Genomic DNA, 10,253 nt, shown 5'->3' with positions numbered 1-10,253 from the left:
GGACAGATTAAATTCGACCGCAATTGCTGCGACTGAGCGTGACGGCTCCACTACCTCGCTATTCGGTGCGCGCGCTGTCCTCCGCTCCCACTTCTGCGAGTTGGCGGGGCGGTCGCCCCTTGGGCAATGGCGCAACGCGACGGCCGCCGGCGCGTGCCAGCGTCGCGAGAAACGCCTCGTTTCCGAGCGGCCAGCCGCTGTGCACATGCTGACGAATCTGCGCCAGCTGGTCTGAACCCAAACCTTCGTGCCACAACGTTCGATAGCGAGATTGGCGCTCGAAAGGCGTATTGCCAAGCCGCCAATAACAATAGTGGTCACTCACCCACGGAATGGATTGGATTCCCACATGATGGCGATATGTGCTCCATCGGTCGTCTTCCGGCGTGCTGACGAGACCCGCGCGCACGGCGTTGGATTCCACATACAACAGCATCGGCAAGACCCACTCAGCCGGGTCCAGCACGGTTGAGCGGAAACGCCCTTCCCACAGCGTTCCGCTGCGATCAGCGGCGGCGTTGAAGTACCGCGTATAGCGCCGTCCGACCGCCTGCAGCGTGCGCGAAAGGCTGTCCGCCACCTTGGGCGTCCCCACCAGATGAACGTGATTCGGCATCAGCGAGAAGCCATGGACGGCGAAGTCGTGCTCGCGCGCGGCCATGCGCAACGTGTCGAGATAGAACGCGTAGTCGTCGTCGCCGCGAAAAACGATCTGCCGGTTGTTGCCGCGCTGCAACACGTGCACAGGAATATCCGTAGGACTGAGGCGAGGCAGGCGGGCCATGGAACAGACAGGGCAGCGAAAAGCGCCATCGTAGCCTGAACCCGGCGAACCTGTCCCCAATTTTTAGCAGGCAAACGCTTGCATGGCGGCTGTCGCGCAGAGGCGACGGCGAAGTTTGCGTGCCGTCAAATTGGCGACCGTCCACGGCATCGACGACGGGGTGAACTTGATCCCGAGCAAATCGGCTAAGCAACTTCCCCGCGAGACTGGCTCCCATCACATCACGAGACAACACGAGAGGGAGCGATTCATGGCTTTTCACCGCCTAGCCGCCGTAGCTGTAGCCGCCGGAATGCTTGCCGCCGGATTCAGCCAGACCGCCTTTGCGCAGAGCACGGACTTACCGCCGGCCACCGGCAACTGGATGGTGCGCCTGCGCGCTGTCAACCTGACAGCCGCCAACAAATCCGACGCGGTGCCGGCGCTGGCCATTCCGGCTGACGCCATTCAGATCAACAACAAGGTCCTGCCCGAGCTGGACATCTCGTACTTCTTCACGCCGCACCTCGCGGCCGAGCTGATCCTGACTTACCCGCAACAACAGGACGTCACGGTCATGCAAAGCGCGCTGGGCGGCCCGACCAAGATCGGCAGCTTCCGCCACTTGCCGCCCGTCCTGACGATGCAATACCACTTCACGCCCGAGTCGCGCTTCAAGCCGTACGTGGGCGCGGGCATCAACTACACGCGCATCTCGAATGTGAATCTGCAGGTGCCGGGCGTTGGTTCGCTGGACCTCAGCAAAAACAGCTTCGGCCCCGCGCTGCAGGCCGGCTTCGACTATCGCCTGACCGAACGTCTCTACTTCAACGTCGACCTGAAAAAGACCTGGATCAGCGCCGACGTGAAGATGGCCGGCCAGACCATCAGCAAGGTGAAGGTTGACCCGTGGCTGCTGGGCGTCGGCCTGGGCTATCGCTTTTAAGGGAGGGCGATCAGCGAACTGACACTGTCCTGATCGACTTTTACCGACGTGCCGCAGGGGCCGTCGACGGCGGGGGCGCTCGTCGGCGGTGGTTGGCGCGTTCGGCCCGGCATGCGTTGGGGCGGCCGGGCATTTTTTTTGGGCGTTTGATTTCGATCTGGTTTCAGATCGATTGGGAGCCAGGCGGGCGGATAGCGACCCGAACAGTAACGGTACAGCCGTTACTCAAGCTGCATCAATGGCAAAGATGCGGCGATGTTCCTTGATGGCGTAACGATCCGTCATGCCGGCGATGTAATGCGCGATCCAGCGCGGCTGCTCTTCGGGATTGGCTTTCGCCTGGTACTGCGGTGGCAGCAGACGCGGGTCATCCATAAAGACGCGGAACAGATCGTCGATGATGCGGCGCGCCTTGGCGGCCATGCGCATCACGAGGTAATGCCGATACAGGTTGTCAAACAGGAAGCGCTTGAGCGCGCGCGCCTCTTCGCGCATCGGGTCGGAGAACGCGACGAGCGCTGATGCGGCACGCACGTCATCGATACATTGCGGCGCAACGTCAGCAATGCCGGCACGCGTGGTGCCGATCAGATCGACGATCAGCGCGTTGATGATGCGGCGAATGGTTTCGTTGATCAGGCGCCGGCCGCTGACATTCGGGAACGCGGTTTCGGCCTCGCGCCGATGGACGGCCCATAGCGGCACGCCTTCGAGTTGCTCCAGCGTAATCAGGCCGGAACGCAGGCCATCGTCGATATCGTGGTTGTTGTACGCAACCTCATCAGCAAGGTTGGCAAGCTGGGCTTCCAGCGAAGGCTGTTGCCCCTCGAGAAAACGCCGCCCCAGGTCACCCAGCGTGGCCGCGTTGTTGCGCGAGCAATGTTTGAGGATGCCCTCGCGCGTTTCGAACGTCAGGTTCAGACCATCGAAACCGCCGTAGCGCTCCTCCAGCCGATCGACCACCAACAAGCTCTGGAGATTGTGTTCAAAGCCGCCGTACGGCTTCATGCAGTCGTTGAGCGCGTCCTGCCCTGCGTGGCCGAACGGCGTGTGGCCCAGATCGTGTGCCAACGAAATTGCTTCGACCAGGTCTTCGTTCAGACGCAGGCTGCGGGCAATCGAACGAGCAATCTGCGCGACCTCGAGACTGTGCGTGAGCCGCGTCCGGAACAAATCGCCCTCGTGATTCACGAAGACCTGCGTCTTGTATTCGAGGCGGCGAAAGGCGGTGCTGTGGACGATGCGATCGCGGTCACGCTGGAACTCGGTGCGCGATGTGGATGGCGGCTCGGCGTGCACGCGGCCGCGCGTCTGCGCCGAATGCGCGGCGTAAGGGGCGAGAGGGCCTTCGAGGTCGAACGGCGCAGAAGGCAAAGCGGATCGGTCGTTCATCGGGCCATCTCGTCTTGTCTCAGGCGACGGGCGCTTCGGTCGGTGGTCGCAGCACGGCGTGCCGCAAGGTAGCGCGCAAGTCGGCGTCGGGCACCGTGGTCACGAACGCCTGGCCCAGCTTGCGCAGCAGCACGAATTTGATCTCGCCGGCTTCGGCCTTCTTGTCGACGCGCATCAGGTCGATGAAGCGATCAACGCCGAGATCCGGCGCCACCGTTGGCAGGTCGGCCGCACGCGTGAGCGCAGTGATGCGGTTGCGCGTGTCGATGTCGATAAAGCCCAGGCGATGCGACAGGTCTGCCGCCATCACCATGCCGCAGCCGACGGCTTCGCCATGCAGCCATTCGCCGTAGCCCAGGCCGGCCTCGATGGCATGGCCGAAGGTATGGCCGAAATTGAGCGTGGCGCGCAGGCCAGTTTCACGCTCGTCCTGCGCCACGACGGCCGCCTTGATGCGCACCGAGCCGCGTACGGCTTCGGCCATCAGGTCGGTATCGCACTCGTTGAGGCCTTTGATGTTCTGCTCGATCCAGGCGAAGTAATCGGCATCGGCGATCGCGCCGTGCTTGATGACCTCGGCCATGCCAGCAGCCAGCTCCCGCGCAGGCAACGTGCGTAGCGTATCGATATCGGCCAGCACCACCTGCGGCTGGTGGAACGCACCGATCATGTTCTTGCCCAGCGGATGGTTGATGCCCGTCTTGCCGCCCACAGATGAATCGACCTGCGACAGCAGCGTCGTCGGCACCTGGATGAACGGCACGCCGCGCATGTAGCAGGCTGCGGCAAAGCCGGTCATGTCGCCAATTACGCCGCCCCCCAGCGCAACCAGCGTGGTTTTGCGGTCTGCGCCCGCCGTCAACAGCGCATCAAAGATCCGGTTGAGCGTGTCCCATTTCTTGAATGACTCGCCATCGGGCAGGACAACCGTGTCGACAACCTTGCCAAGCGAACGAATGGCCTCCTCGACCTGGGCCGCATAGAGCGGTGCGACAGTCTCGTTGGTGACGATCACGGCACGCGCGCCGCGAATGTGGGGGGCGAACAACTCAGCCTTGGACAGCAGCCCCGAGCCGATATGGATCGGATAGGCGCGATCGCCAAGGTCAACATCAACGGTAATCATGACTGAGGGGAGACTTGCGAGGAGGAGGAGGCGCCCGCGGGCGGCACAACAATGCCGGCCACCTCAAGTTGCATCAGGACCATATTAACAAGCTGGGCGACAGTGGGCTTGCCCGTTTCGATGACAAAGTGCGCCACGTCACGGTACAGCGGATCACGGATCGCATGCAGTTCTTCAAGCTTGGCACGCGGGTTTTCGGTCTGCAGCAGTGGCCGGTTCTTGTCGTGGCGTGTGCGAAGGTACAGGTCATGCGGATTGGCGCGCAGATAGATCACGGTGCCACGCTCACGCAAGAACGCGCGATTCTCGGCCCGCAGCACGGCGCCGCCGCCGGTGGCCACGACCACGCCATCGCGCGAGGTGAGTTCGTCGATCATGTGGGTTTCGCGATCGCGGAAGCCCACTTCGCCCTCGTGCTCGAAAATGACTGGCACACGCACGCCGCAGCGCGCTTCGATCTCGTGATCGGAGTCGAAGAACGGCAGATCGAGCCGACGCGCCACCGCCCGGCCGACCGTGGTCTTGCCCGCGCCCATCAAGCCGACGAAAAATACGTTCGAAACAGACAAAATCGCGTGAAATCAGGAATTTGAGCTTGATTGTAGTGGCATTTGGTCACCATCCTGCACAAACCCGGAAGCAGGACACAAAAAAGCCCGGCGCTCCACTCAGGAGGCCGGGCTTTCAGATCGCGATGCCGCCGCCGATTACTTCAGCGACAGTTGATCAGACAGCACACGCGGCGTCAGGAAAACGAGCAGCTCGGTGCGGTTGTTGATCTTGTTCGTGCTCTTGAACAGATTGCCGAGCACCGGAATGTCACCCAGCAGCGGCACTTTGTTGATGTCAGTCCGCTCGTTCTGCGTATAGATACCGCCGATCACAACCGTGCCGCCGTTCTCGACCAGCACCTGTGTCTGCACGTGCTTCGTGTCGATGGCAAAGCCGTTGGTGGTCTGGATACCCACGCTGTCCTTGTTGACGTCCACATCCAGGAAGATGTTGCCATCCGGTGTGATCTTGGGCGTCACTTCCAGCTTCAGGTTGGCCTTCTTGAACTGCACCGAAGTCGCCCCCGAAGAGGTCGCCTGCTGGTACGGAATCTCAGTACCTTGCTCGATCAGCGCCTTGATGTTGTCGGCAGTGACCACGCGCGGGCTGGAAACGATCTTGCCGCGGCCGTCTGCTTCCAGCGCAGAGAGCTCCAGTGCCAGGAAACGGCCGGCACCCGCATTGAACAGGCTAACGGCCACGCTGGCTGCATTCACGCCGTTGATGCCGTTGGCCGGGAAGCTGATCGCCGGGCTGTTGTCCCACGTGGCGTTTTGCGTAACCGGCGACACCACGTTGGTGTAGGTGTTGCCGTAACCAGCGCCGTTTGTCTTCGACGCGAAGCCCAGCTTGGCGCCCAGGTTGCGGCTGAACGTGTCGTCCGCCTCGACGATGCGCGCTTCGATCATCACCTGGCGAACCGGGATGTCGATCTTCTGAAGGAAGGCCTGCACCTCTTCAAGCTTGCTCGGGATGTCGGAGACGAACAGCTGATTCGTACGCGTATCCGCCGTGAGCGAGCCGCGCTTGGACAGAATTCGCGAGGTCGTGCCACCGGCAGCACCGCCTGCTCCACCTGCGGCGCCGGTACCCAGCAGCATGTTGCGCACATCGCCGGCGTTCTGATAGTTCAAGCGGAACACCTGGCTGCGCAGCGGCTCCAGTTCGGTCACTTGCTGTTGCGATTCAAGCTCGGCTTTTTCCTTCGTGGCCAGCTCGCCACGCGGGGCAACCCACAGCACGTTGCCGTTGCGACGCGACGCCAAACCCTTGGAATCGAGCACAATCTGCAGTGCCTGATCCCACGGCACATCTTTCAGACGCAGCGAAAGCGTGCCCGTCACGCTGTCGCTCGTGACGATGTTCAGGTTCGTGAAGTCGGCGAAGACCTGCAGCAACGAACGCACATCGATGTTCTGGAAGTTCAGCGACAGGCGCTCGCCACGGTAGCCCGGGCCGGAAATCAGCTTGTTCGGATCTTCCTTCGTTGGGCGCACTTCCACCACGAACTGCGTGTCGGTCTGGTACGAGCTGTACTGCCAGTTGCCACGCGGCTCGATGATCAGGCGTGCGCCAGTGCCGTTGTCAGTGGCACGCATGGCCTGCACGGGCGTGCCGAAATCGCTCACGTCATAGCGACGACGCAGCGACTGCGGCAGCGTCGCACCGACGAAATCGACTACAAGGTTCTGACCTTGCTGGGCGATGTTGATCGCCGAGTTGGCCGTCGACAGGTCGACCACCACGCGGCCGGCGAGATCCTCGCCGCGGCGGAAGTCAACGTTGCGCACCGCCGGGCGCTCGGCGCCTGCGACGGGTGTCGTGGCCGAGAAGGTCGGCGCCGCGACAGCTGCCGCCACCGGCGCCGCTTCCAGCGTCAGCACGTACTGATTACCGCGCACTTCCGACTTGTACTGCGTCTGGCGCGACAGATCGAGCACGACGCGGGTACGGTCGCCGATCTGCACGACATTGGCCGAACGCAGCAGCTTCCCGCCGTATTGATAATTGGCGCGGCCCTGCGCGAAGCTGGCCCCGAAGAAGTCGATGGCGATGCGCGCGGGCTGCTGCGTGCTGAACTCCACCGGCTTCTGTATCGGCGCGCTCTTGAGCGTGACCGTCACCACGGTGGATTCACCGGCCGTGGCCTGCTCCACCTTTTCGATCGTGTTGCCGGAGACGGCCGCTGCAGGCGCTGCCTGCTGAGCGACGGCCTGGCCGGCCACCATGAACAGGCACAGCGAAAGCCATGCCACCGCGCCCCCCCGGGCCACTCGGGTTGCCTGCGACAGGCCGCCCTTCACAAGACGCATCGTCATTGCGCGCTCTCCTGAACTTTCAGGGTCGTCATTTTTTCTTTCCATTCGGTCGTGCCTTCGCGCACCAGCTCACGCAGGGTGAGTTCCTGGTCTCCGATGCGGACGATGCGACCATAGTTTTGTCCGATGTACTGCCCCACATGCACATGCTGCGTCTTGTCCCCGACAGACAGGACACCTTCCGTCTCGCCATTGCGCTTCATCGTCCCGACCAGCTTGAAGGCTTCCAGCGGATAGTCTTCCAGCGGCTCGCGACGGCGATTCGGTTCCGGCGATTCGTTCTGCGCGCGCGAAAGTTCTGCCACCTTCTGCACGCTGAACGGATCAGTCTGCTTGGTGGTCGTGTATTCGCGCGGCGCGTAAGGCTTGGGCTCGGGCAGCGGCGGCACGGTCGTACTGACGCTCTGGCGCGCTTGCTGCATCCATTGCTGCAGTTCCTCGTCTTCGCTCGCGCCGCAGGCCGTCAGCACGACGGCGAGGCACAGCGGCGACAGACGCAGAACGTGCGACATGCGACGACGGCTCATGGTGCGGCCCCTCATTTGGCGCCTCCCTTGGCAGCGGCATTCGCCTTGCGCTGAGCCGCCTGCTCATCGGCGTCGAGCGCCCGGTAGGCTTCAGCGCGCGTTTCCATCACCATGCCGCCATCCTTGGTGCCCGTCAGCGAGATGTTCTGCAACGTGACGATGCGCGACAGCGCGGCCACGTCGGCAGCAAAGAGTGCCATGTCGTGATAGCGGCCATTCACCTTCACCGCCACCGGGATCTCGGCGTAGTAAGGCTTGATCACCGCGCCGGACGGGCGGAACAGGTCGAAGGTCAGGCCACGCGCGATACCGGCATGGTTGACGTCGGCCAGCAGCGCGTCCATCTCGGTCTTGTTCGGCAGTTGCAGTTCGAGCTTCGCGACACGCTGCTCCACCTCAGCTTTCTGCTTGCGCAAGGCTTCGAGGTTCACCACCTGTGCGAGCTTGCTCTGGTATGCCGACTTGAGGTTGTCCTGCTCGGTGCGCTTGGCGTCGCGCTCGTCAAACTTGCCGCTCCAGTAGAACTGCCAACCCAGGCCGATCACCAGCACGGCCGAGAGAATCATGAACAGGATGCGCGGCGCGATCGGCCACGTTTCCGGCTCATTCAGGTTCAGGCCACGGAACTGGCTGACCAAGTCTTCCAGCGAAATTTCGGTCGAGAGCGCCATGGTTATTTCCCTGCCGTGGCCGTACCCGGCTTGGCCGGCGCTGCCGGCTCGGTCTTCCATTGGAAGCGGATCGTGAAGTTGAACAAGCGGCGCTGTTCCTTCAGGTTGTTCGTCATGGTGGTGGCCACCGATTCGCCCAGCTCGGCGTGATCCAGCCAGGGCACCGCACCCAGGTTGCGCAGCAGATCCGACACGCGTTCGTTGGACTGCGCCACACCCGATACGGTGTAACGCTCGCCATCCTGCTTGAGCGACGTGAGATAGATGCCGTCCGGCACCTGACGCACCAGTTCCTCGAGCAACTGCACCGGGCGGTTGCGCTGGTTCTGCAGGCTTTCCACCGCTTGCTGGCGTTGCAGGAGGTCGTCGATGTCCTTCTTGAGGGTGTTGACCTCGGCGATCTGCTTGTCCATCTCCGCGTTCTTCTGCGTGAGGATGTCGTTGATGCGTTGCGCCTCTTCGGTCTGGTGATCGATCACCATGCCGCCCAGGAACACAACCACGGCGCCCGCAACGGCAGCGCCGCCCAAGCTCATGAAGACTTTCTTGCGCTTACCGGCGCGTCGCTCTGCGTGATACGGCAACAGATTAACGCTGGGGAGCGCATTCACGGCATTCGCGCTTTCATTGGCCATCGTCTGCTCCTTATTGCAGCCCGCGCAGGGCAAGGCCCGCGCTGACGATGTAGGCCGGCAGATCGCGCTGCAGATAGCGCGCGTTGACGTTCTTGGCCGCGCCCATATTGGCGAACGGATTGGCCAGCGTCGTATTGATCTGCGTCTGTTGCTGGATCGCGGTCTGCACGCCCAGCAACGATGCGTGACCGCCCGAGAGCACGATCTCGTCCACGCGGCCGACGCTCGAGGTCGACAGGAAATTCTGGATCGCCTGACCGACTTCCATCGCCAGCGTCTCCAGCGAGGGCTTGAGCAACTGGCTGCGGTATTCGTCAGGCAGCGTGTTCTTGCGCTTCTTCACCTCGGCCTTGAGCAGATCGAGGGAGAACAGGCGCGAGATGCTTTGCGTAAGCTGGTCGCCCGAGCCTGACATCGGCTGCTCGTAGAGCTCCTTCCAGCCTTGGTAGAACAGTGCATGCGAGCGCGCACCGCCCAGGTGGAACATCGCCACGACGGGCATGTCGCGTGTCTCGGTTTCCGTGGCGTCGGGCTTGACGGCCAGCATGTGCGTCATGGCGCGCTGGATGGCGTTCTCTTCCACGTCCATGACGATTGCTTTCAGGCCGGCCATCTCGGCAGCCGTCACGCGCTCGGTCACGCGCTCGGAAACCGTTGCCGTGACACGCACGCCGACCCCGCCTTCGGTTTCGGATGGGCCGATCACGACATAGTCGAAATTGACGTTCTGCGAGGGCGGAAACAGCCGATTGGCTTCGCTCTCGACCTGCACGAAGAGCTCGTCTTCGGTCAGGTTGTCGGGCAGGCTGACGGTTTGCGATTCCGTCAGGCTTGCAGGAATGGCAAGCACGGCTTCCTTACCGCGGATGCCGGCCTTGGCGATGGCACGCTTGAGCGCATTGCCCACCGCATCGATATTCACCAGATTGCCGTCGGCGACGGCACTGCGTTCAATCAGCTCGCTGGCGCATTTTTCGAGACGGAAATCCCCCTGCTTGCCGTTGGCGGACAACTCCACCACCTTGACGCTGGAAGACCCGATATCTATCCCGACGATATTGCGGCGCAGCAGGCCGGACAACAAACCCCGTCGCACAGAGACACCCCACCGTTTATAGTTTTTTGAACCCTGGCGCCCGTCGCAAATCCAACGTGCGCCATAGCCTGCTTAGATTTGCTGCTGGATTCTCACAAAATCCTTTAGAACAGGCAAACGCTCAGGCAGACCGCGATGCATTTCGCGCCATGCCTTTCCGAAAGCGTTGTCAAAACCCCACGGTCGGGGGATACCCCTTTCGTCTGACTTGATTTCCGCTCCGTCTA

At 62.4% G+C, this 10,253-nt stretch carries 10 protein-coding genes; 1 reads left to right on the top strand and 9 read right to left on the bottom strand.

The annotated features are described in order from the left end of the window. Positions 1-58: 58 nt before the first annotated feature. On the bottom strand, positions 59-784 hold the full coding sequence (locus ACEN9T_RS10175; protein ID WP_092975756.1) for a transposase: 726 nt from the start codon (positions 782-784) through the stop codon (positions 59-61). Between the two features lie 250 nt (positions 785-1,034). Here ACEN9T_RS10175 and ACEN9T_RS10170 point away from each other — a divergent pair, with 250 nt between their 5' ends. After that, entirely contained in the window at positions 1,035-1,709 is a 675-nt protein-coding gene (locus ACEN9T_RS10170; protein ID WP_092975758.1) for an OmpW/AlkL family protein, read from the top strand. Positions 1,710-1,934: 225 nt separating this feature from the next. On the opposite strand, the gene ACEN9T_RS10165 is transcribed toward ACEN9T_RS10170, so the two are convergent. The 8 genes from ACEN9T_RS10165 to pilM form a co-directional block, all read right to left on the bottom strand. Continuing rightward, a complete protein-coding gene (locus ACEN9T_RS10165; protein WP_092975761.1) occupies positions 1,935-3,101 on the bottom strand; it encodes a deoxyguanosinetriphosphate triphosphohydrolase in 1,167 nt (388 codons plus the stop codon). A gap of 19 nt (positions 3,102-3,120) precedes the next feature. Next, a complete protein-coding gene (gene aroB / locus ACEN9T_RS10160) occupies positions 3,121-4,227 on the bottom strand; it encodes a 3-dehydroquinate synthase (RefSeq protein WP_092975764.1) in 1,107 nt (368 codons plus the stop codon). Continuing rightward, positions 4,224-4,796, bottom strand: coding sequence for a shikimate kinase (locus tag ACEN9T_RS10155; RefSeq protein WP_175537194.1), 573 nt, complete (start codon positions 4,794-4,796; stop codon positions 4,224-4,226). The genes aroB and ACEN9T_RS10155 overlap by 4 nt, the downstream gene beginning before the upstream one ends. Before the next feature lie 138 nt (positions 4,797-4,934). After that, positions 4,935-7,091: a temperature dependent type IV pilus secretin PilQ gene (gene pilQ, locus ACEN9T_RS10150; RefSeq protein ID WP_413708437.1), complete on the bottom strand. Its 2,157-nt coding sequence runs from the start codon at positions 7,089-7,091 to the stop codon at positions 4,935-4,937. A gap of 2 nt (positions 7,092-7,093) precedes the next feature. Continuing rightward, positions 7,094-7,639, bottom strand: a complete 546-nt coding sequence (locus ACEN9T_RS10145; RefSeq protein ID WP_092975773.1) for a pilus assembly protein PilP — start codon at positions 7,637-7,639, stop codon at positions 7,094-7,096. Beyond that, positions 7,636-8,295: a type 4a pilus biogenesis protein PilO gene (locus tag ACEN9T_RS10140; protein ID WP_413707661.1), complete on the bottom strand. Its 660-nt coding sequence runs from the start codon at positions 8,293-8,295 to the stop codon at positions 7,636-7,638. The genes ACEN9T_RS10145 and ACEN9T_RS10140 overlap by 4 nt, the downstream gene beginning before the upstream one ends. 2 nt (positions 8,296-8,297) lie before the next feature. Continuing rightward, positions 8,298-8,930 carry a PilN domain-containing protein gene (locus ACEN9T_RS10135; protein WP_413707660.1) on the bottom strand — a complete coding sequence of 211 codons (633 nt, stop codon included), beginning with the start codon at positions 8,928-8,930 and terminating at the stop codon, positions 8,298-8,300. 10 nt (positions 8,931-8,940) lie between these two features. Then, positions 8,941-10,011: a type IV pilus biogenesis protein PilM gene (gene pilM, locus ACEN9T_RS10130; RefSeq protein ID WP_175537195.1), complete on the bottom strand. Its 1,071-nt coding sequence runs from the start codon at positions 10,009-10,011 to the stop codon at positions 8,941-8,943. Positions 10,012-10,253: the final 242 nt, after the last annotated feature.

Origin of the sequence: Ralstonia sp. Ralssp110, assembly GCF_047325135.1 — a bacterium.
Taxonomy (GTDB): domain Bacteria; phylum Pseudomonadota; class Gammaproteobacteria; order Burkholderiales; family Burkholderiaceae; genus Ralstonia; species Ralstonia mojiangensis.
The sequence above is the reverse complement of the archived record's forward strand: the minus strand, read 5'-3'. Positions and strand labels throughout refer to the sequence as shown.

What these genes read in the sequence shown, in the direction of transcription:
- ACEN9T_RS10140 (WP_413707661.1), bottom strand. Translation starts at nt 8,295, where the DNA reads ATGGCGCTCTCGACCGAAATTTCGCTGGAAGACTTGGTCAGCCAGTTC.
- ACEN9T_RS10170 (WP_092975758.1), top strand. Translation starts at nt 1,035, where the DNA reads ATGGCTTTTCACCGCCTAGCCGCCGTAGCTGTAGCCGCCGGAATGCTT.
- ACEN9T_RS10175 (WP_092975756.1), bottom strand. Translation starts at nt 784, where the DNA reads ATGGCCCGCCTGCCTCGCCTCAGTCCTACGGATATTCCTGTGCACGTG.
- pilQ (WP_413708437.1), bottom strand. Translation starts at nt 7,091, where the DNA reads ATGCGTCTTGTGAAGGGCGGCCTGTCGCAGGCAACCCGAGTGGCCCGG.
- aroB (WP_092975764.1), bottom strand. Translation starts at nt 4,227, where the DNA reads ATGATTACCGTTGATGTTGACCTTGGCGATCGCGCCTATCCGATCCAT.
- ACEN9T_RS10165 (WP_092975761.1), bottom strand. Translation starts at nt 3,101, where the DNA reads ATGAACGACCGATCCGCTTTGCCTTCTGCGCCGTTCGACCTCGAAGGC.
- ACEN9T_RS10145 (WP_092975773.1), bottom strand. Translation starts at nt 7,639, where the DNA reads ATGAGGGGCCGCACCATGAGCCGTCGTCGCATGTCGCACGTTCTGCGT.
- ACEN9T_RS10135 (WP_413707660.1), bottom strand. Translation starts at nt 8,930, where the DNA reads ATGGCCAATGAAAGCGCGAATGCCGTGAATGCGCTCCCCAGCGTTAAT.